Source organism: Serratia sp. LS-1, assembly GCF_003719595.1.
In the GTDB taxonomy this organism is placed as follows: Bacteria; Pseudomonadota; Gammaproteobacteria; order Enterobacterales; family Enterobacteriaceae; genus Serratia; species Serratia ureilytica.
On the sequence record NZ_CP033504.1, the window covers coordinates 3,507,130 to 3,527,213 of the forward strand.

Sequence of the window (20,084 nt, forward strand, 5' to 3'; positions counted from 1 at the left end):
AGCCGGGCGCGCCCGCGCCCGGTTTTCGTTCAGATGCCGTCGGCCTGCGCGTCTTCGCACTTCACTCGGCGGCGTTCATGCCACAGGCTGGTCAGGCCGCGTTTACCGCACGCCAGCGCCACCTCGCGAAATTCATCCAGGCTCAGTCCGTCACGCTCCAGCATCATTTCCGCCGCCAGCTGCATGTTGACGCCGGTCAGCACTTCGCAATCACCCCGCGCATCCGCCAGTTCACAGGCGCTGCGAAAAGGCGAACCGCCGAGCATGTCGGTCAGGAACACCACGCCGTCCGGCTGCGCCACCGCGACCAGCGCCGAGCGTAAGGCATCCCTGAGCTGCGCGGTGCTCATCTGTTCGGGGAAATCGACCGCCGCGCAATGTCGCTGCGGCCCCACCACCTGTTCCACCGCCTGCAGCAGCCCGGAGGCAAAGCCGCCGTGGCCGGTAATCACAATGCCTGGCATATCCCGCTCCTCATAAAATGCCGATAAATTTGCCCGCCACGCCGATCGCTACGGTGACGCCAATCAGCTTCACCGGCGAGAATCCGCGCTTCATCAGGAAGAAAATGAGCAGCGTGAAGCACAGCGGCAGCAAGTTGGGCATCAACTTGTCCAGCACGTCGGTCTGCAGTGCCACGCTGGCCTTGCCGGCATGCATCACCAGCGGCGTGGACAGGTGCACGTACGAGGCCACCAGCGCGCCGATCACCGTCATGCCGACAATGGAAGCGGCGTGAGAAATGCGCCGCGTATGGGTCTTCAGCAGCGCCAGCGCGCTGGTGCCGGCCTGATAGCCGTAGTGCGCCAGCCCAAAACGCAGGCCGAAGTGGAACAGGTTGAACAGCAGCAGGAAGACGATCGGCCCGAACAGGCTGCCCTCCAATGCCAGCGAAGCGCCTATGCCGGCGCAGATTGGCAACAGCGTCAGCCAAAACAGCGCGTCGCCGATACCGCCGAGCGGCCCCATCAGCGCCACTTTCACCGCGCGAATGGTGGAGATCTTTTCCTTGTTCTGCTCCATCGCCAGCACCAGGCCGGACAGGAAGGTGACGTCGAACGGGTGCACGTTGATAAATTCCATGTGCATCTTCATCGAGTTGGCCAGATCCTGCGGGTTGCGGTGGATCTTGCGCAGCGCGGGGATCAGCTGATACAGCCAGCCGCCCGCCTGCATGCGCTCGTAGTTGAACGACGCCTGCAGCAGCAGCGAACGCCAGGCCATGCGGTTGATGTCGCCGCGCGTCAGCGCTTCGGCGGGCCGGCTGTCCAGATAGTCGTCCTGCTCCACCTGGCTGGTGGCCAGCGCCTGCGCCATACGCTGCTCGGCCTTTTGCGCCAGCAGATCGTCGGAATCGTTAAATGCCATCTTCGGCGTCCTCCTGCGGAGCGGGCCGGGCCGTCGCCTCTGCCGCGCCGCGTTGCGTGTTGAAGAAATCAATCAAAGCGATCGCCAGGGCGCCCAGCGCCACCGCCAGGATCGGCAGCTTGAGAAACGTGACCGAGATGAAACCGAGGATAAAATAGGCCACGTAGGTTTTTTTCATCATCACTTTCATCAGCAGCGAGAAACCGATCGCCGGCATCATGCCGCCCGCCACCGCCAGCCCGTCCAGCAGCCAGCCCGGCGCTTTCTGCACCATGGCGCTGGCCGCATCGGCGCCGAAGTAAATCGGCAGGAACGCCACCACGAAATAGAAGATGAACAGAATGCCGATGCCGAGATAGTTCACCCGTTCAATGCCGCGCCAGTTCAGCGCTTTCACCATGCGATCGCAGCGGTGCATCATCGGTGAGAACAACGTAAACAGCAGCGTGATGCAGCCCTGCACCGCGATCGAGAACGGCACCGCCACGCCGATCGCCACTTTAGGATCGGCTTTGGTCAGAATGGCGAATGCGGTGCCGATCACCCCGCCGATCACCACGTTAGGCGGTTGGGCTCCCGCCAACGGCACCATCCCCATCCACACCAGCTCCAGCGTGCCGCCCACCAGCAACCCGGTATAGAAATCGCCCAAAATCAGCCCCACCAGCGGCCCCATCACTACCGGCCGGTGGAAGTGGGTCAGACCGTCGAACAGGTCAACCCCCGCCAGCCCGGCCAACAGCGCAATCAATAACGCATCCGTCAACATGCTTTCCCCCTGGCTCAAAAGAGCAGTTTGCCGATCGCCTCACCCGCTTCATCCGGCACCCGTCGCACTTCGCACTCCACGCCCAGTTCCGCCAGCGCGCGGAACGCGGCCACGTCGCCGTCGTCCAGCGACACCGTTTTGTGCACCTGCCGCTTCCCCTCGGCGAAGTGCATATTGCCGACGTTGACGAAACGGATCGGCACCCCGCCGCGCACCAGCGTCAACACGTCCTGCGGCGTTTTGCACACCAGAAAGATCTTCTGCCGATCCGCCGCCTTGTGGATCACGTCAATGGTTTTCTGCAGCGTGAAATAACGGGTCTGCACCCCTTCCGCCACCACCATGTCCATCAGGTTCTGCTGCACCGGATCGGCGGCGGCCTCGTCGTTGGCCACCACCACCAGGTTGGCGCCGAGGGTATTGGTCCAGGTCACGCCCACCTGGCCGTGCACCAGGCGATTGTCGATGCGGGTCATTAAAATGTTCGGCATGCTAGCGGCCCTCCGGGTAACAGGCGGCGTGGTAATCGTCGAGTACCTGCGTCACTTTATGCAGCACCCACTCCTGCGGATCGGCGCTCAATTCGCCGGCGTTCAGCGCCCGCGCCTGATCCGGCAGGTACTGGCTGAGCAGCGCCAACGGCGCCGGGTTGCGGCGCAGGTTATCCAGCAAGCCGTCGACCGCCTGCTGCACCTGCGGCTGCGGCCAGTAGTAACGCACCCGATCGCTCAGGCTGTAGTGGCGATCGAGATACTGTTGGTGCGGCGTGCCGTGGTAATAGCGGCTCCACTGCTGCGGCTGCTCGCGCATCACCTGTTCCAGCGTGGCGCGCAGCTGCGACGACTGGCGTTCCCCCAGCCATTCACGCTCGATGCGATCGAGAGCGAACAGCGCTTCTCGCAGCGCAAAGGTCAGCGCCGGCCCCACCTTCAGGATGGCGAAGTGATCGCGCACCAACTGGCGATAGGCCTGCGGCGGTTGGTAATCCGTAGAGTGCGCTTCATAGATCATGCCCGGCTGCCGTTCGATGAAATGGCTCAATGCGTCGGCGCGCTGCGGCTGATAACGTTCGACGCTGTGGTGATCGAACTCGACGCCCGGCTGCACCACCAGCGCAATGGTTCGCTGCCAGGCATCGTTCAGCTCGGCTTTTTGCCAGGCGATACGGTGCATTTCCAGCGTTTGCGCCACCGCCTGCGGCGTGGTGACCTGCAGGCCCGCCAATGCCTCCTGCGCGCCGCCCGGCACCGGCACCTCGGTGCCGATCACATAGACCGGCGCTTCGCCGCCGCTCTGCGCCCAGGCGCGTTCCGCCACCGCGCACAGGCGTGCCGCACGCTCGGCGACCGCCGCATCCCCCAGGGGCGAGGGATCGCCGGCGCACGACATGGAACAATCGAGATGAATTTTGCGAAATCCGGCGCGAACGTAATCGTCGATCAACGTTTCCGCCAGCGCCATCGCTTCCTGAGCCGGGCGATCCTGCCAGGCGTTCGGCCCCAGATGATCGCCGCCCAGCCACACGCGCTCGCGCGCCAGGCCAACCTCATCCGCCAGACGCCAAAGCGCATCGCGGAACTGGGCCGCCGTTTGGCCGGTATAGCCGCCGAACTGATTGACCTGGTTGGAGGTCGCTTCCACCAACACCGGCGTGCCGCGGCTTTTAGCCTGCCGCAGCGCGGCCTCCAGAACCCAGGGATGGGCGGAACAGACGGAAAAAATCCCGACCGGCATACCGGCCTTGTGCTGCTCGACAAGCTGTAACAACTGCTGCATGAAGCCCCCATGCAGGCGCCGTGCTACCGATCGGCGATGATGACCTCCACGCCCAGCTCGGTTAACGCCCGCTCGTAATCGTCCGGAAGACGGCTGTCAGTGATCAGCCGATGGATTTGTCCGGCTTCGCGAATCATGCAAAAGCTCTTGCGACCGAATTTGCTGGCATCCGCCACCGCGATAATCTCGCGCGCCACCTCGCACATCACGCGATTGAGGTGCGCTTCACCGGGGTGAGGCGTGGTGATGCCGGCGCTCAGATCGAACCCGTCGACGCCCAAAAACAGCTTGTCGAAGCGGTACTGACGCAATTGCTGCTCGGCAGCCGGACCGTAGAGCGAGTAAGAGTTGCGGCGCACGCTGCCCCCCAGCACCATGACTTCCACCCCGTCGTTTCCCGAAAGCTCATAGGCAATGTTCAGCGCGTTGGTCATCACCACCAGATCGCGCCGCCCCTTCAGGAACGGCACAATCTGCGCGGTGGTTGAACCGGAATCGAGGATCAGCGCCTCGCCGTCGCGCACATAGCCGGCCGCCGCGTTGGCGATCAGCGTTTTGACATCGCGATTCAACCGCCCTTTGTCCCGCAGCGGCCGATCGAAAGCGAATTGCTGATTGAGCATTGCGCCGCCGTAAGCGCGCAGCGCACACCCTTTTCGTTCCAGAAAGCGCAGATCGTTGCGGATCGTCACCGTGGATACTGCAAACTGTTTGCTGAGCTGTTCCACACGCACGCTGCCGTGCTCGCATAACAGATCGATGATGTGTTCACGTCGCTTTGCGGTATTCACTGGCATGAGCTGCGGTCCTCAGGTTTCCGGTATCGCCGGGGAGAAGATGGCTTTCGCTCTACTGCGCTGGCATTACAGCAAAGCGAAAGCAATGAAATTGTGATCGGGCTTACAGCCCCGTTTTAGCAAAAAAACCGCCAAAAAACCTTTCGAATCGAAACGAATCGAAAAGCAAAAAAAATGGAATGGGAGAAAAATGAAATGCCATGACGAGCATGAGCGCCGGAGAGCAGCCGCACCGGCGGCGGCAGAAGTGAAAGCGCTGCAGACCCCGCCCTGCACCATGACTTTTAGTTCGCTAAGTGACCAGGATCACATAATGGTAATTATCCTGCGGCCGGCGGGGGTCAGCCCTCTCCATCCCGCCGGGCCATCCCCTTGTCAGCACGAGCCATCTTCCCTACACTTGCAATCAGATATCGGCTCCTTGTCGGTACGTAAGCGTTAACGTCAATCAACGCATCACGCCATGCAGCGCTGATTGTCTGCATGCCCTGGTGCGAGGAACTCATGCCGCAACCCGCTTCATCTTCATCATCATCCATCGCGACCCCGCGTCGCCGTTTGCATCGCCCTGCTCTGCTGATCGTTGGCATCATGCTGATCGCGGCTAACCTGCGTGCCGCCCTCACCAGCGTCGGCCCGCTGCTGGAACAGATTCAGCAACAGCTGGCGTTGTCCGCCACCGCCGCCGGCCTGATCAACTCGCTGCCGCTGATCCTGTTCGCCATCCTCTCGCCACTCACCCCGGCGCTGGCGAAACGCATCGGAATCGAACGCACCCTGGGCTTTGCCCTCGCACTGCTGGTTTGCGGCATCGCGCTGCGTTCCCTGCCGCAAGACGCCATGCTGTGGCTGGGAAGCGTTCTGATCGGTGCCGCCATCGCCTTCGCCAATGTGGTGCTGCCAACGCTGGTGAAAAGAGATTTTCCTCATCGCGCCGCCGCGATGATAGCGGCCTATGCGGCGGTGATGTCACTGGTCGCCGCCATCGCCTCCGGTCTGGCGGTACCGCTGGCTTCCCTGGCCGATCTCGGCTGGCGCTTCTCCTTGCTGTGCTGGGGATTACCTGCGCTGTTGGCGCTGTTGATCTGGTTGCCGCAGCTGCGGCGCACAGCCACACCCGCAGCCAAAGAGCCACAATCGGCAGAGCCGCAACGCTATCGCTCTCCCTGGGGCAGCGCGCTGGGCTGGCAAGTGGCGATGTTCATGGGGCTGCAATCGATCGCCTTCTACACCATTATCGGCTGGTTCAGCGCCTTTGCCGTCAGCCACGGCGCCTCAGCCCAGCAGGCGGGCTTCGAGCTGTTCGTTTATCAGGTGGTGGCGATCGTCGCCAACTTTGTCATGGTGGTGATTTTGCCGCGCGCGCGCGATCAGCGGGCGATAGCGCTGGGCAGTTCTCTGCTGATCTTTATCGGCGTCGGGGGATTATTGGTGCAACCCGCCAGTTCACTGGTGTGGCTGACGTTTGCCGGGTTGGGAGCGGGGAGTTCGCTGGTGCTGGCGCTGTCGTTCTTTGGATTGCGCAGTCAGCATCATCATCAGGCGACGCTGCTGTCGGGCATGGCGCAATCCGTCGGTTATCTGTTGGCCGCGCTGGGACCCACCTTATTCGGCCTGTTGCACGATCTGACGGAAGGCTGGCGCTGGCCGTTGATCGCTCTGCTATGCCTGACCGTCTTGCAAATGCTGTTCGGCGCGCTGGCCGGCCGCAGCCGCGTGATCGGCTAACGTCGCTGAACGATGGGCCGCGCCGCTTCGGGAGTGGTATCCTGCCATAAATCTTCAATAAAGGCGCGCTGCTCATCGCTCAGCCCCCATGAAGGCGGAATTTTTGACTGCGCGCGACGCTGAACGCCCTCACGGTTTTTAGCCTGCTTCTTGTTCACGAATCGTCTTCCTGCTTAACCTGCTAACTCAGTAACCAGTAAATCACGGCAGCGGTTAGCAGCCAGAACAGCCCGCTACCGATAAACACACACAGCCATGCTTTACGTTTGATATTTGATCCATCCTTGCTCACCACAGCGCCCCTAACCAATAGATTAAACCACTCAAAATAAAATTATTGATCTATTTTAACGATCAATAAAGTCGTTTTTTCCTATGGAAATTTAAAAAAATGCTGCTACCCATAGGTCTGCATTGCCGAATCAGCCACAACGGCACCGTGGATATCACTGTTATCGGCAGGCGAGAACGTGTTTTGATAGGCGAACGAATGCGCAGTGTGCCACACCTTTAAAGGTCAAAATTAAACCACCGGTAAATAATTCAAACATCAATTATTTGACTGGTCGTAAGCCAAATCGGCAGCAGACAGCATTGGAGGAGCGAGAGAAAATGAAGCGACGCACTGAAATAATGCGCGGGAGAAGCGCCGGCCCGTTTTGGTCTGGCACGGGCCGGCGTAAGTTAACCGATTCTGCTGACGGAATCCCGGCTGGCGTGTTCACGCTCGCTGCCGGTCAACTCGCGTAAATGGCCTGAGCGCATCTCCAGCAACCGATCGGCGTGTTCGAAATAGTGATCGTCATGGCTGATGGCGAACACCGTTTTGCCTAACGCGCGCAGCGCCGGCAACAGTTCGCGATAGAAAATGCGCCGGAACTGCGGATCCTGATCAGCGGCCCATTCATCCAACAGCAAAATATCGCGTTGTTCCGCCACCGCCAGCAACAGGGCCAGACGTTTGCGCTGCCCCTGCGACAGTTGCGGGTTGGTCACTCTGGCGCCGTCGAACTGCAATTTGCTTTTCATATTCAACCGTTCAAGCCAATGCGCGACCAGCGCCGTATCAGGTTCGCCGCCTTCCGGTCCTTGTAAACGATCGAACTGATGAAAATCGGTGAAAATCGCTGAAAACAGCCGGCGATAGTCCGGCATATCCGCCGCGGTCTGTGCGACACCATCCAGAACGATGTGCCCGCTTACCGGCCGATACAATCCGGTCAACAGCATCGCCAGCGTTGACTTGCCGCTGCCGTTGCCGCCGATAAGAAACACCAGCTCACCGCGCCGCAGCGTCAGATTAAGCGGCCCGACGGTAAAACCGGGCTGTTGTTCCGCATCTGCATAGTGAAAAACCACGTCGCGCAGCTCCAGCGTCTGCCAGGAACGGCCAACGGCGGCTGGAAACCCCGACTGATACTCGGCCAGACGCAGCGCTTTCAGCTTGTTGAAGGCCACTTCGGCGCCGACCAGCGTCGGAAACGCCCCCACGGCCTGCAGTAAGGGCGTGCGCAAGAACAGCAGCGTCAGCGAGTAGGTCGCGGCCACCGTCGAGTCCGCCCATCCCAAACTGTTGGCCATAAAGAACACCAGCCCGATCGCCCCTAACATCATGATGTTTGACCAGTTGAGCGCACTCAAATGGAAGGTATCGGCGCGAATGATATGGTAGCGATAGGCTTGCGCGTCGGGCTGATAGGCCTGCTCGTATAACGCCTGCGCCCGTTTGCGGTTCAACGTCAGTTCCTTACGGCCGTCAATCACCGATTCATAACGATGATAGAGACGCTCTTCTGACTCGCGCAAACTGGCCATATGGCGATAAACCCGTGACACCAGGCAGCCGCTACCCACCACGGTCACCGCCACCCAAACCGCCGTGACCGCCAGCATTTTCGGCGATAACCACCCCAGATAGGCCGCTGCCCCCAGGGTCAAAATCACCCCTTGCACCAATTCGGGCAAGCGCACGAAGGCGATGGTGATATTGCGGATGTCACTGGACAGACTGGCCAGCAATGAGGCGCTGCCTAACTGTTCGAGGCGCTCGATCTCGGTATCCAGAATGCGCTTCACCAGTTGCCCACGCAATCGATAGACGAAGTAATGGCCCAATGTGGTCAGCGCCAGTTGCGAACCCAACGTGACCGCTATCAACAATGCCAGCAGGGCGAGAAACATCGGCAACACGGCCAATGGGTTGCCGCTGGCGTCCATCAGATATTGATTGATAAAAGCAATGATACCGATGCCTAAACCGGCGCTGGCCATGGTCAATGCCATAACCGCCAGAAATGGCCAACGATACTGCCGATAAACCACCCGTAGCAGTTCCATGAACAAACCTCTGAAATCGCGATCTGGCAGGCATTGTAAGCGGCGCGAGAATGAGATCAAGACGAATTCTCATCACAGCTTATCAAGCACTGGTCGGGGGAGAGGCGTTGCCGCCTGCCGGCGGCCAATTCGCAGCATGGTTCACTCTGGGCGCTAAATATTCGCCAATTAAATAAGCCGCTAAAAAAATAGATCTATAAAATCAAAATTCATTCACTAAAAAAATAACAAAAAGAAAAAGATAAAATAAACCCATGCATTAGCAAATAAAATTATTTATTTCCTTTGCCGCCTATTATGTTCCAATGCTTTAATAAAACTTCATGATGGAAATCGCCAGTACCAGATACGCAGGAAAGGAAAATGAAAAAAAGGAAATTCCTTAGCCAGATTGAAATTGAACAACTGATTGCCGCCGTGCATGAGGGTAAAAATAGCATTCGAGATCGTTGTTTACTATTAATGTGCTTCATTCACGGCTTGCGGGTGAGCGAACTGCGATCATTACGCCTGCAAGATATTGATCTTACCTCCCATCGGATCCATATATCTCGGCTAAAGAACGGTTTTTCCGTTCAACACCCCATTCAGCCGCGAGAACGACAGGCGCTGTTAAACTGGCTGGCCCAGCGGGCGAACTATCCTGACGCCAATTCCCCATGGTTATTTCTGTCGCGCCACGGCGGGCAAATTTCACGTCAGCAACTGTATCGCCTAATGAGAATGTACGGTGAAATGGCCGGCATTAGCGTTCAGGTTCATCCTCACATGCTGCGACACTCCTGCGGTTACGCGCTTGCAGATAACGGGGTCGATACGCGCTTGATTCAGGATTATTTAGGGCACAAAAATATCCAGAATACGGTGATCTACACCGCAACCAATGTAGAGCGATTCCGCACGATCAGCATTTAATCTTACGATGGAAATAACGATGCAGGCGCTCATCTTCTTTTAACATGCGCATCGAGTAAGGTAAAAATATCGGATGGGAAAATGCAGCCCGGCACGCCAACAACGGTCTAATTCAGCACTATTCCAACGCCGAGCTGCTTTCATCCACCCGCCCAGGGGAACACTTGTTTGATTGTTTTTTCAACGCCTATGCTACCGGCTTATACCCTGCCATTAACGATTAAGTCCCCTTTGACCACTTCCCGCCAAATTGTCGCGTAATATTGCCGTGCAATGAAAATAGTTCGCTGTCATTCTTCACCTGCAGTTTGCGCATGGCGCTGCATTTATGCGCGCTGATCGTCTTGATGCTGCGGCGTTGCAATTCGGCAATTTGCCGCAGGCTCATGCCGTTGAACAAAAAGGCCAACACATCAGTCTCGCAGCGAGTCAGCTTCCGAGTGGCCACCTCATCTGCGCTAACCGAGGGGGCCAGAAAAGTCCCTATCTGTGGGCTCAACACTCGCTCCCCAAGCAAGACCCGATTAAAAAACTCCGCCACCAGCGGTAAAGCGTCATCTCTGGCGACGATGCTGACATTGGGCTGAGGCAACAATCGCCCTAACTCTTCTGCATTACGGCAACGGGTATAGGCAATCACCCGTAATTCGGGCAGTTGCGTGCACAGGGCCAGCAACGCTTCCCTGCCCTTAGCGGGCGTCTCATCTTCACCGTCCAGTTCGGTAATCAGCACGTCGGCCTGCTGATAGACCACGCTATCCACCACCGCACGTACGCTGGTTTCCTTTACGACGACTTTTACCTGGGTTGGCAGCGTTTTTAAAAAACTGGCCAACCCTTCCAGCGTCAATGGACATCTGTCCATTAATGCTATGTTCAGCGGTTGCTGACGCCATAAATGCATAATCTGCTCCTATGCTTGCTTGCCCACGAGACCTCGTGCGCTTGCCTAGCGAACCAAGGATGAACCTTGCGCAGCCATCCATTTCCCCTGAAGATACAGTTCCCCATCGCTGTGAAACCCCAGCTTCAACATCGCATTGCGTTTATGGGTGCTGACGGTGCGGATATCACGGCACATGGTCAGCGCCACGCTGGTCACGCTCTTACCGGAAAACAGTTGGGTCAACACATCCAGTTCCTTCGCCGTCAGCGGTTTATCGGCGCCAGCCTCATGCAATTGACGTTGGCGTACCCGGTGGCTGAAGCTGCAACTGCCTGTCAGGACTTGCTGAACACAGTGGGTCAATGCAATAGCCGGTTCCTGCTTCAGCATCAGGCCGCGAATACCGGAAGCGATGAGCTGCCGCAACAGCCTCGGTTCATCCAATGCCGTACAGATGACAATCGCGGTGTCCGGCGAGTTTTCCCGCACCTCAGCGATCAGCTTGAATCCCTCCAATACCGACTCTGATTGACCACACAGCTCCATCACCAATAAACGATGCGGATGCTCAGTCAATAAGGCTCTCAGTTCCACCAGATTTGCTACCTGCCGAATGTTGCCAGGTTGGAGACCACAGGATTCAATCAACCGGTTTCTCATCCCCAGAGCCGTCATGGCGCAGGGTTCCATGACAGCCACGGCACCCGCCGCTTCATTGCCCACCGCCAAGGCCATTCCATTGGGATAATTGATTTTCATATCATCACCTTAACTCTGTCGTTAACCTTCCGCCCACGCCGGTCCTTTTGTCCCATTGCCTACTGATAGACAAAAGTGACCTGCAGAGCGCCGTCTATTGAACCTGGCGTCGATCCGCCATGGGTGCTGTATGCCCGCGCACGTAAATCGAATCTGGCATTATTCGTCGCGCGATCCACCAGTTGCGTCATGCTCTTGCCATTGCCCAGGTTGGCCCCTTGGCTATTCTGCAACTCAATTTGCACCCGACGAGAGCCGCCGTTGCTCTTGTACAAGCTGGCGCTTTCCTCGGCGGGCGTCCCGCTGAAGGTCGCGACGACAGAGGTGGTGGTGCTTGGGCAGTTTTTTAACGTCAGAGGAAACTCTATCCAGGGGCTGAAAGCCCCGGACGTCGCCAGGGTAGCAGCGGAAATATCGTCTCCCAAATTGACGGACACAGTGCCGTTCGCACCGTCGATTTCGCAGGGGGCGGCTTTAATGTTGCCGCTAATCACTATTTTCGATACCGCGTGCGCCGCCGGTACGGTCAAAAGCAACGCGCCGGTCAGCGCCAGGTTGCAGCCAAAACGATTACACATTTTCACCATAATCTGCTCCTTGTCGTTAAACGCAGGGGCCTGTCAGCCCGCTGCCGTTGAAATATCCGTTTATTGGATTTCGGCCTGAATGGTCGCCGTGGCATTGAACTGCCCCACTGAAGGGGCTTGCCCGGTGGTATTGATCGGATATACGCTGATCCGCGAACTGCCGCTTTGGTCGGGATAGTGGAAGTTATCGATGGGCAAGCGCCCGCTCTGCGGCCGAATCACATTGCCCTGCATATCCTTAATCATCACGCCGATGTCGCGGTTGCTGGTCTTCAGCGCCTCCGGCATGTTGCCGTCGGCCTCGCCGCGAAATGACAGACTGACTTTGACGCCCTCGGAAATATTGCGACAAGCCAGCGTCAGCGTTCTCTCTTCCGGTGTGAAACGAGGTGGCATCGCGCCTTTCGTTTGGAAATGGGTGCTGACGATATCGCCAAAGTCGATCACCACCGTCTGGGGACTGATCTCGCAACTCTGCGGCACGGTGACGGTACCGCTCATAGAGATGGTGGAAACCGGCGTATCGCTTTTCACGCCACTCACTACCGATACATACGTTTCCACCAGTCGGGTATTCGGGATCGCCGTCACGCCAACGAAGGGCCGACGGAAATACAGGTGAATGCGCCCACGCGCGCCGCTGTTGTAGGGCGAACGGGCACAGGATTCATCATCGCCATCCATGCTGGTCTTACGGTTAGTCTCATTGGTAAAGGGTGCAGCAAGGTATTCATTGCGCTGCCCCGCCACGAAGACCTCGCTGGCGACGCCCAGATATTCGTTCAACGCGTAATACGTCAATCCGCCCTCCTGAAATACCGGGTTGGTCAACAGCATTTTGGCGGTGATGTAAGAAGCCGTGCGAGCGGTACATTCGCATTTCACATAATACGAACCGGGCAAGTTCCATGCGTTCTTATCCGCGTTCTTGATAATCCGCCCCGTCACGTTTTGCGATGGGTCGCTTAAGCTTGGGGAAAAGGCAAATGAAAAGCCGTGCGTTCCTGATATCGGCGTACACTGCCCTGGCGCCGCCTGCGCCTGCTGTACAGCCAGTATTGCGCACGCCAGCAGCCCACCGGCGATCGCCCTGCGTTGAATCGATATTCCTGTCGCCATTGTCTGCACCTTATAAACACAGTCCGTTAACGAGACGTATTCCGCCGCTCTCTGGCTGATTAGCCAATTGATAGTTAGCCTGACACTGCTGAGCCGCGTCATTGCCCCACTTAACCTGCAGCCGGCCACTCTCCGCCATGCCGGCCAAATAAACCTGCCCGCCGTCACCGACAATGCCGGCATTATCAGAGGGGCTATTGAGATTGCTGACGGTGGCGCCGAACGGCACCGGATTGCCACTGCGCGTCAGTAATGTCAGCAACACGCGGGCACCGACATCCGGATTGAAGCTGGCACGCACCACGGCGCCACGGGTTGGGATCACCGTTTGACTGCTCAAGGTCATATCGACATCCTCGGCGAAAGACTCGCCGTCCAGGCCGACGATATTGCGCCGATAAGGCGTCAGGTAAGGCACAACCGCATAGCCGCGCCAGTCGGTGCTGACCCCGGTCTGGTTCAAAACATCCACCCCTGAAGCGCCGGGCGCCTGCACTAATGCCACCGTATCGCCCAGCGGCTGCGACAGCGTGACGCCGTTTTGGTGCACCAGAACACCGCCCTGCACGCCGTAGCTCACCTGTTGGCGATGGCGATCGTAGCCATACCCCAGGTTCCACTCGGCGAGGGCGCCTTTGTAGTCCGCCTGAATATTACCGTTCGCCCCCACGCCCCTGCCGGTGTAGCCCTGGCTGATGCTGTAGTTCAGGTTGTTGCCCGGCAAAGCGGTGCCGCTCAACCCAAGATTGTTGCTGGTGGCGCCGTTGCGGCTGGCGTTCATGTTGTAGGTGGCGTAGCTGCCAGGCAGCCATTTGCTGAGCGGCACGCTGACGTTGAAGGCCACGATATGGTCGCGAATATTGCTGCGGTTGCCGTTGTTGTCATACCCGTTCTGGCTGAAGGTGTAATTCAGTCCGTAACTGACAGCTTCCCAACTGTTGTTGTAGCTGAGGCTGACCGACTGCGAACGACGATTGTCATTCCAGTAGTCTTCGTTAAACAGGCTGAGCGACAGCGTTCCCCCCAGATCCCACAGGCTCTGGCTCATCGTCAACTCGGCACGGCTCTTTTTGTGATCGTTATAGATCGCGCTGTTGCCGCCGTAGCTCTCCAGCGCCTCTTGCAGGTTATAAAAACCACGCGTGGAATAGCGGTAGCTGGCCAAGCTGAAGTTAGTGCCGGTTTCAATGAAGTTTTTGCCGTAACGCAGGCGCCATGATTGCCCTTGCTCTTTCGGCCGAGTTTCCTGCTTGGTCCATGCCTGAGTGACATCAGCGGACAGCGCCCCCACCGCCCCCATGTTCTGCCCCCACCCCAGCGCCAGAGACTGGTACTTACTGGCTGCTTGCACGCCGCCGTACAACGTGGCCCCCCACGGCAAACCGTAGATGCCGGTGGCCTGGCTGAACGGACGTTCATCAACGCCGCCGCTGTATGAACGGTATTTCCCGCTGGTCAGGCTGTATTTGAAACGCCCTTCGCGCTGAAGCACCGGCACCACGGCATAAGGCACCACGAAATGTTGCTCCTGCCCGTCAGCCTCGCGCACGCTGACGTTCAGATCGCCGCTGCCGCCCGTGGGGTACAGATCGGTAATTTCAAACGCACCCGGCGGCACATAACTTTGATAAATCACGTAGCCGTTTTGCCGGATCACGATTTGCGCGTTAGTGCGCGCAATCCCGCGCACCACCGGCGAGTAGCCCTTCATACTGTCCGGCAGAATGTCATCTTCAGAAGCCAATTGCCCGCCGCGGAACTGTACGCTGTCGAACACCTCGCTGGACGTTGTGCTGTCGCCCAGAGTCAGGCGGCTTTGCAACGCAACAATATCGCGCTGCAGATAGGTATTGATTGAACGCCAGGATGAAGCGCCGCCGGTGTAGTGATTCCAGATGGAATAGTTACGCAAACGCCAAGCGCCCCAGTTGATGCCCGAGCGTAAATTGAGGTAATAGTTATTGTTGTTCTGCCGTTCGCTGCCGCGTGTTTGGCTATTGGCGCCGCTGAAGTTGTAATTGACCAACAACGCCGGTATGCCGGAGTCCCATTTATCCGGAGAAACATAATCGCGCGCATTTAAGTTCAATGCCGCTTGCGGAATGCTCAGATTCAATCTCAGCTGATTAAACTGGAACACCGTCGAAGCCTGAGGAATGGCCTGCGCCAGATTGACGCAGCGCTCCTCCGCCGCGATCGCCGGGAACATGGAGACTCTCACCCCCAATTCGGCCAATTTTTCCGCGCTGAAACAAGGCTGCAGCGCTTGCTTTCCGCCAGCCGTCGGCATCAGCCGGAACTCGACGTCGAGACTGTCAACCTGTTCGCCGTTAAGGTAAAGATCGACCCGATAAGTGCCGGGCGCCTGGCTGTTGTTTTCCTCAAATACGGAGAGATCGGCGCCACGCAGCGCCGGGTTGTCAATCTCCAACAGCGCCGGGTTGAAGTAATCACGTGCATGCGCTGCACCGATTGGATAAAGCAGCGCCACCTGGCAAGACATCAAACCGGCCAAAATCGATCGTGTCCCTGGTAAACCAATGCTATTCGGGTTATTCATCCTTTTAACTCCCTGTCCCGATTGGCTCAGCCGCCTAAAATTCAGGTAAGCCGAACGCTGGCCCCAGCGTTACTCCGGGGCCAAAAAACACGCATCGCGGCCCGGCTATAACGTGCCGGTATAGGTCTGGCCGGTTCCGCCATAGTCGTTGATGATTTGCCAGCTCAGGCTGCCTCCCCCACCCTTCGCCGTCGGTAACGGAAAACTGGCGGTAGCTTGCGGCGCAACCATGGTGTTGCCGGTAATGGCACTGCCGTTCAGCTTCAAATTAAAAAAGGTGAGGTAATAGGGTGAAGGGTTGGTCACCTGCAGCCGATCGCCGCTGCGCCGCCACGTTACTTTGCCGGCCGCTTCTTCCGGATTGCCGGCCAGTCCCTGGGGACGATAAATCAGCTTGATGCGGGTCTTGATCGCAATTTGCAGCGTGTTTTCTTTCTTTTCTACCGAAGGAATAGACTTCACATTCAGCCAATACAGCGATTCTCTGTCCGTCGGCAAATTGCCGCCCGCACGCACTACGCGCAGCAGGTTATTTTGGCCGCCGTCCAAGCGAAACAACGGTGGGGTGATGATAAACGGCGCTTTAGCGCTTTCCCCCTCTTGAGCATCGACCCAGGATTGGATCAAATAAGGCACCGCATCCGGATTATTGATATTCAGAGCGGACTCTTTTTTACCTCCGTCGTATATCAGCCGTGTCCCGCCCACGATCACGCCGGCCTGAGCCGGAGCCCAAATCGCCATCAATAACGCTGCCGTCAGCGCAAAATATCCCGCTTTCATTTTGTTATCTTCCCCGATGAATAAAGAGCCAGAGACACAGCCTCTGGCCCATTTTTCTAACGCTCACGCCGATATAACGGCGTGAATTTACTGATAGGCGATAGTGAAGTTGGCGGTGGCGTTCGCGCTACCGACGGAAACGGTATCGTAAGCGTAATAACGCGCCACAAAGCCCAGAACGTTGTCTTTGTTCTCTGCCAGCGTATATACGCGGGAATCGTTGCCGATATTGAGCACATTGCTGGCATCATCCAGCAACTGTACGCCAACGCCACCAGCAACATCGGCGGCGTCAGTCAGCTTCAACAACCCGGACTGGCCCTGAACTTGAGTGCCGTCAAAACGCACGGTGGCGCCGGTGACAGTCGCCGGGCAGTTTTTTAACACCAGGTTGAATGCCTTGGCACCTGCAGTATTAGATTGAATAAACGCATCTTTGGCGATCTTACCCAGAGCGACCTGCTTGTTTTGGGAGTCCGGATCGACGGTGCACGACTGATCGGTGATGCTACCGGTGATATTCAGCTTGCCATCAGCGGCAAATACGGAGGTGGTAAATGCAGACGCGGTCAAAACAGCTACAGCCAGCAGATTCTTTTTCATCCTACTTTCCTTAAAATTATGCAAAATATGCATGGTTTTATTTCCGACATATCCTTAATGTCATTCCCTTTTATTTAGTTCCACGAAGAGCAAATACCCTTGACCAAACTTATTGATGGCCTAAGGCTTATTCACCCAAACGATTCATTTTGAACTAAAGTGACTCCTTTGGTTTTTAAAACCAAAAAACAAATAAAAGACAGAATTTAAAGCCAAATAGAAAACAAAATAACCTCAAATCAGACCAAAAAACCAAGGGATTGGCCGATTGATTTAAACTGACTTTTCTTTGATTAGGATTTTGCTTAGATGGCTGGAGTGCGGAAGAAATGAAACATTAACTCAACTATATGTTTTTAAATAAAATTCTCCTTTGTCAGACAAAGTGAGTGTAGGAATATTGACATTGTTTTTACGCGTCCTTACAGTATGTTTCAGTTTAGTTCAAAGTGACTCCTTACCGTTACTCTATTAAATCGCGCTTACCAAATTTCTTTAAAGCGCTGTGCATTGCTGGCGGTATAAATCACTGTATTCTGAATATTTCGGTGCCCGAGGTAATCCTGAATTAATCGGGTATCGATACCTCGGTCCGCCAACGCAAATCCGCAACCATGCCGCAGCATATGCGGATGGGCGTTAATCTCCAGTTTCGCCACCTTACTGTAATGACGAAGCAGGCCGTAAATACGTTGGCGCGACAAACGCCCGCCCCGATTGGAAAGAAATAACCATTCCTGATCGGCCCAACGGTGTTGCCGGCGTTTATCCAGCCAACGCCGCAAACATTGCCTTTCTCGCAGATAAAGCGGATGCACCGTGGAAAAACCATTCTTCAAGCGATGAACATAAATGTTGCCGCCTTCCAGATCGATGTCCGACAAACGCCATCCCCCAATTTCGCTGGCGCGGCAACCATGAATAAAACACATATAAATCAGACAATAATCGCGTTCTGGATTCTTTCCATGCAGCGTGACCTCAAGCAGTCTCTCCACTTCAGAAGGCGTCAGATGTTTACGATTAGACATACAACCTCTATTACTTTGATCGGAAAAATGTGGCTGTCATTTTCCTTTTACATCACCACAATGGACACTCAGGGTTTCCCCTGGCTATGGATAGGTTCCTGCATCCAGCGCGGAGTATAACGGATTTGCCAAACGCGAACAGTGTACAGGGATTAATCCCCCCTTCAGCGCCCCCCTTGAGGCCCCCTCATTAATGAAAACCGCAGCTCAACTGCCACCATCAGAAATAATAAGGACGGCATACTTCCCGATTCACTTTAGTTTGCGTTAATACTTCCATTTCACACATGCGCTAAAATTGGCAAACAAACCGACAAAACAAAGAAAAATCCTAATAAAATCGCGAGGCGCCATGGGTTTCAAAGCGTTATACGGCTCGTAAAAAAACGAAATAAATCCGCCGGCGCGAACGTATCTTAACCAAACCGATAAGTATTAATCTTTATGTGAATCGATAAGAGGAAAGGTCAGGGCAGGAGGAAATAAAAGTCACGATGGGGAATAACCCAGGTCTGACCGCCGCACACGGCCGCCTGGGGGGGGAGAATTATTGACTGGTCATAACGTGACACAGCTCGCCAAGGGTCAGATCAGGCCGTTCGATAAACATTTCCGCATTGAGCGTAATGCCGAACTCACGCCTAACCAGCAGCATCAACTCCATATAATCTAGGCTGTCCAACCCCAACTGTTGCAGCGGCATATCGGCCGATAGCAGCGTTCTGTCCAATCCTTTGGCTTCATACAACAGGCCGCAAATCGCCTCATACAATCGATGATACTTTTCCATATGCCCTACCATTATCCATTGTGATTGCCGAATACCAGCGCTGCATTAGCACCGCCGAAACCGAAGTTGAGACTCATGACATTGCGCAAACGACCGCGACGATGCCCCTCGCGGATATAATCGAGATCGCATTCGGGATCGCTCTCGTGCAAATGGCAGGTTGCCGGCATCATTTGCTGCTGCAATGCCTGTAGGCAGACGATCGCCTCAAAGCTGCCGGATGCAGCGAGCAAGTGCCCGGTATAGGATTTCGTGCTGGAAATGGGTGTACGGTAAGCATCGCGCCCCAAAGCCGCCTTGATCGCAGCGGTTTCGTTCACATCGCTTTGCGCCGTCGACGTGCCATGCGCATTGATATAGTCGATTTCATGATTGCCTAGCCCCGCCTGTTCCAGAGCCCATCGAATGGTTTTCACCTTGGCCTGCGGATCCTCCGCCGGTGCGGTGAGGTCAAAAGCGTCTGAAAAGTTGCCGTATCCCTTGACCTCCCCCAGTATTGTCGCGCCGCGCGCTAAAGCCGCCTCTCGCTCCTCAAGACACAACACGGCGGCCCCTTCCGCCAACACGAAGCCACTGCGCTCCCGGCTGAACGGGCAACTGGCCTTGGTGATATCCTTTTGCTCCCGACTCAGCAAACGCAACGCGTCGATGTTCCATATCGCGCCATTGCCGCTCAGTGATTCCGACGCGCCGGCCAACATCATTGAAGCGCGGCCGCTGCGGATCACCTCAAACGCATCGCCAATCGCGATGCCGCCGGTCGCACAGGCCGCCGCCGGCGAACTTTGATAGCCCCGTAACTGCCAATGTTGGCCGCATATGGCGGTCGCAATATTGGGCATTGCGTGAAAACAGCCAAACAGCTGCCCCATGCCGGATTGCAGATAGTCCGCATTGTTTTGCATGATCTCATCCTGGCCGCCCCAGCCGCTGCCGATAATCACCCCGCAGTCCAACGACGAATAAAAATGCCCGGGCCTCACGTGGCCAGATGAAAACGCCATGTCGATCGCCTCCGAGGCGGCGGCCAGCGCCAGCCTGGCGAATCTGGGCAGCCGGCGGCTTACCCGCGCGGCAACGTCTTCCAACGCCGGTTCGGCCTCCAGCAAAGCAAAAAAGCGCGCGTGGATCCCCGCCGCCGATTTATCGTGATAGCGATAGGCCAAACGGTTGGCCATGATCGCCTGCCAGTTTTGCTGCGCGTTGCCACCCAGCGCGGTGACGGCGCCGTAACCGGTGACCACCACGCGTCTTGTATTCCGTTCTTTGTCCATGC

The 20,084-nt window shown here is 56.6% G+C and carries 21 protein-coding genes; 2 read left to right on the top strand and 19 right to left on the bottom strand.

The window, feature by feature from the left end; genetic code table 11:
* Positions 1–29: 29 nt before the first annotated feature.
* Genes agaF through agaR form a run of 6 tightly spaced genes read right to left on the bottom strand, consistent with a single transcriptional unit; the run spans position 30 to position 4,710 of the window.
* Positions 30–464, bottom strand: a complete 435-nt coding sequence (gene agaF, locus EDY99_RS16765) for a PTS galactosamine/N-acetylgalactosamine transporter subunit IIA (protein ID WP_033644830.1) — start codon at positions 462–464, stop codon at positions 30–32.
* 10 nt (positions 465–474) lie between these two features.
* A complete protein-coding gene (locus EDY99_RS16770; protein WP_033644827.1) occupies positions 475–1,368 on the bottom strand; it encodes a PTS system mannose/fructose/sorbose family transporter subunit IID in 894 nt (297 codons plus the stop codon).
* Complete coding sequence (agaW, locus tag EDY99_RS16775) at positions 1,358–2,137, bottom strand: PTS N-acetylgalactosamine transporter subunit IIC (protein WP_123061939.1); 780 nt, start codon at positions 2,135–2,137, stop codon at positions 1,358–1,360. The genes EDY99_RS16770 and agaW overlap by 11 nt, the downstream gene beginning before the upstream one ends.
* A gap of 14 nt (positions 2,138–2,151) precedes the next feature.
* A complete protein-coding gene (gene agaV, locus EDY99_RS16780; protein WP_004931808.1) occupies positions 2,152–2,628 on the bottom strand; it encodes a PTS N-acetylgalactosamine transporter subunit IIB in 477 nt (158 codons plus the stop codon).
* Between the two features lies 1 nt (position 2,629).
* Positions 2,630–3,913, bottom strand: a complete 1,284-nt coding sequence (locus tag EDY99_RS16785) for a D-tagatose-bisphosphate aldolase, class II, non-catalytic subunit (RefSeq protein WP_089197385.1) — start codon at positions 3,911–3,913, stop codon at positions 2,630–2,632.
* Positions 3,914–3,936: 23 nt separating this feature from the next.
* The gene (gene agaR, locus EDY99_RS16790) at positions 3,937–4,710 is read right to left on the bottom strand and encodes a transcriptional repressor AgaR (protein ID WP_033644822.1); all 774 of its coding nucleotides are present in this window, start codon (positions 4,708–4,710) and stop codon (positions 3,937–3,939) included.
* A gap of 504 nt (positions 4,711–5,214) precedes the next feature.
* On the opposite strand from agaR, the gene EDY99_RS16795 reads away from it, so the two are divergent.
* Positions 5,215–6,438: an MFS transporter gene (locus tag EDY99_RS16795; protein WP_099783466.1), complete on the top strand. Its 1,224-nt coding sequence runs from the start codon at positions 5,215–5,217 to the stop codon at positions 6,436–6,438.
* On the opposite strand, the gene EDY99_RS24665 is transcribed toward EDY99_RS16795, so the two are convergent.
* The 3 genes from EDY99_RS24665 to EDY99_RS16805 all read right to left on the bottom strand — a co-directional run bounded on the left by EDY99_RS24665 (position 6,435) and on the right by EDY99_RS16805 (position 8,775).
* Entirely contained in the window at positions 6,435–6,596 is a 162-nt protein-coding gene (locus EDY99_RS24665; RefSeq protein WP_164489280.1) for a hypothetical protein, read from the bottom strand. The two genes, EDY99_RS16795 and EDY99_RS24665, sit on opposite strands and share 4 nt — an antisense overlap.
* Positions 6,597–6,619: 23 nt before the next feature.
* Positions 6,620–6,733 carry a YmiA family putative membrane protein gene (locus tag EDY99_RS16800; RefSeq protein ID WP_071845171.1) on the bottom strand — a complete coding sequence of 38 codons (114 nt, stop codon included), beginning with the start codon at positions 6,731–6,733 and terminating at the stop codon, positions 6,620–6,622.
* A gap of 389 nt (positions 6,734–7,122) precedes the next feature.
* Positions 7,123–8,775, bottom strand: a complete 1,653-nt coding sequence (locus EDY99_RS16805; protein WP_123061940.1) for a multidrug ABC transporter permease/ATP-binding protein — start codon at positions 8,773–8,775, stop codon at positions 7,123–7,125.
* 363 nt (positions 8,776–9,138) lie between these two features.
* On the opposite strand from EDY99_RS16805, the gene EDY99_RS16810 reads away from it, so the two are divergent.
* The gene (locus tag EDY99_RS16810) at positions 9,139–9,690 is read left to right on the top strand and encodes a tyrosine-type DNA invertase (protein WP_033644817.1); all 552 of its coding nucleotides are present in this window, start codon (positions 9,139–9,141) and stop codon (positions 9,688–9,690) included.
* A gap of 220 nt (positions 9,691–9,910) precedes the next feature.
* On the opposite strand, the gene EDY99_RS16815 is transcribed toward EDY99_RS16810, so the two are convergent.
* The 10 genes from EDY99_RS16815 to EDY99_RS16860 all read right to left on the bottom strand — a co-directional run bounded on the left by EDY99_RS16815 (position 9,911) and on the right by EDY99_RS16860 (position 20,082).
* Positions 9,911–10,594 (bottom strand): response regulator transcription factor, encoded by a 684-nt coding sequence (locus tag EDY99_RS16815; protein WP_033644816.1) that lies wholly within the window; start codon positions 10,592–10,594, stop codon positions 9,911–9,913.
* A 45-nt stretch (positions 10,595–10,639) separates the two neighbouring features.
* The gene (locus EDY99_RS16820; RefSeq protein ID WP_033644815.1) at positions 10,640–11,335 is read right to left on the bottom strand and encodes a response regulator transcription factor; all 696 of its coding nucleotides are present in this window, start codon (positions 11,333–11,335) and stop codon (positions 10,640–10,642) included.
* A 59-nt stretch (positions 11,336–11,394) separates the two neighbouring features.
* Positions 11,395–11,922 (bottom strand): fimbrial protein, encoded by a 528-nt coding sequence (locus EDY99_RS16825; RefSeq protein WP_103681943.1) that lies wholly within the window; start codon positions 11,920–11,922, stop codon positions 11,395–11,397.
* 60 nt (positions 11,923–11,982) lie between these two features.
* Entirely contained in the window at positions 11,983–13,041 is a 1,059-nt protein-coding gene (locus EDY99_RS16830; protein WP_197816435.1) for a fimbrial protein, read from the bottom strand.
* A gap of 10 nt (positions 13,042–13,051) precedes the next feature.
* Positions 13,052–15,601 carry a fimbria/pilus outer membrane usher protein gene (locus EDY99_RS16835; protein WP_123061941.1) on the bottom strand — a complete coding sequence of 850 codons (2,550 nt, stop codon included), beginning with the start codon at positions 15,599–15,601 and terminating at the stop codon, positions 13,052–13,054.
* A gap of 105 nt (positions 15,602–15,706) precedes the next feature.
* Entirely contained in the window at positions 15,707–16,384 is a 678-nt protein-coding gene (locus tag EDY99_RS16840; protein WP_123061942.1) for a molecular chaperone, read from the bottom strand.
* Positions 16,385–16,471: 87 nt separating this feature from the next.
* A complete protein-coding gene (locus EDY99_RS16845; protein WP_033652146.1) occupies positions 16,472–16,987 on the bottom strand; it encodes a fimbrial protein in 516 nt (171 codons plus the stop codon).
* Between the two features lie 482 nt (positions 16,988–17,469).
* Complete coding sequence (locus EDY99_RS16850) at positions 17,470–18,018, bottom strand: tyrosine-type DNA invertase (RefSeq protein WP_033644811.1); 549 nt, start codon at positions 18,016–18,018, stop codon at positions 17,470–17,472.
* A 547-nt stretch (positions 18,019–18,565) separates the two neighbouring features.
* The gene (locus EDY99_RS16855) at positions 18,566–18,808 is read right to left on the bottom strand and encodes an acyl carrier protein (RefSeq protein WP_033644937.1); all 243 of its coding nucleotides are present in this window, start codon (positions 18,806–18,808) and stop codon (positions 18,566–18,568) included.
* Positions 18,809–18,819: 11 nt separating this feature from the next.
* Positions 18,820–20,082, bottom strand: a complete 1,263-nt coding sequence (locus EDY99_RS16860) for a beta-ketoacyl-[acyl-carrier-protein] synthase family protein (protein WP_103101280.1) — start codon at positions 20,080–20,082, stop codon at positions 18,820–18,822.
* Positions 20,083–20,084: the final 2 nt, after the last annotated feature.

Bases quoted from the DNA above. Each gene is read 5' to 3' on its own strand.
- EDY99_RS16810 (WP_033644817.1), top strand. From the start codon at position 9,139: ATGAAAAAAAGGAAATTCCTTAGCCAGATTGAAATTGAACAACTGATT.
- EDY99_RS16845 (WP_033652146.1), bottom strand. From the start codon at position 16,987: ATGAAAAAGAATCTGCTGGCTGTAGCTGTTTTGACCGCGTCTGCATTT.
- agaW (WP_123061939.1), bottom strand. From the start codon at position 2,137: ATGTTGACGGATGCGTTATTGATTGCGCTGTTGGCCGGGCTGGCGGGG.
- EDY99_RS16825 (WP_103681943.1), bottom strand. From the start codon at position 11,922: ATGGTGAAAATGTGTAATCGTTTTGGCTGCAACCTGGCGCTGACCGGC.
- EDY99_RS16850 (WP_033644811.1), bottom strand. From the start codon at position 18,018: ATGTCTAATCGTAAACATCTGACGCCTTCTGAAGTGGAGAGACTGCTT.
- EDY99_RS16815 (WP_033644816.1), bottom strand. From the start codon at position 10,594: ATGCATTTATGGCGTCAGCAACCGCTGAACATAGCATTAATGGACAGA.
- EDY99_RS16820 (WP_033644815.1), bottom strand. From the start codon at position 11,335: ATGAAAATCAATTATCCCAATGGAATGGCCTTGGCGGTGGGCAATGAA.
- agaR (WP_033644822.1), bottom strand. From the start codon at position 4,710: ATGCCAGTGAATACCGCAAAGCGACGTGAACACATCATCGATCTGTTA.
- EDY99_RS16840 (WP_123061942.1), bottom strand. From the start codon at position 16,384: ATGAAAGCGGGATATTTTGCGCTGACGGCAGCGTTATTGATGGCGATT.
- EDY99_RS16830 (WP_197816435.1), bottom strand. From the start codon at position 13,041: ATGGCGACAGGAATATCGATTCAACGCAGGGCGATCGCCGGTGGGCTG.
- EDY99_RS16770 (WP_033644827.1), bottom strand. From the start codon at position 1,368: ATGGCATTTAACGATTCCGACGATCTGCTGGCGCAAAAGGCCGAGCAG.
- EDY99_RS16860 (WP_103101280.1), bottom strand. From the start codon at position 20,082: ATGGACAAAGAACGGAATACAAGACGCGTGGTGGTCACCGGTTACGGC.
- EDY99_RS16785 (WP_089197385.1), bottom strand. From the start codon at position 3,913: ATGCAGCAGTTGTTACAGCTTGTCGAGCAGCACAAGGCCGGTATGCCG.
- agaV (WP_004931808.1), bottom strand. From the start codon at position 2,628: ATGCCGAACATTTTAATGACCCGCATCGACAATCGCCTGGTGCACGGC.
- agaF (WP_033644830.1), bottom strand. From the start codon at position 464: ATGCCAGGCATTGTGATTACCGGCCACGGCGGCTTTGCCTCCGGGCTG.
- EDY99_RS16855 (WP_033644937.1), bottom strand. From the start codon at position 18,808: ATGGAAAAGTATCATCGATTGTATGAGGCGATTTGCGGCCTGTTGTAT.
- EDY99_RS16795 (WP_099783466.1), top strand. From the start codon at position 5,215: ATGCCGCAACCCGCTTCATCTTCATCATCATCCATCGCGACCCCGCGT.
- EDY99_RS16805 (WP_123061940.1), bottom strand. From the start codon at position 8,775: ATGGAACTGCTACGGGTGGTTTATCGGCAGTATCGTTGGCCATTTCTG.
- EDY99_RS16835 (WP_123061941.1), bottom strand. From the start codon at position 15,601: ATGAATAACCCGAATAGCATTGGTTTACCAGGGACACGATCGATTTTG.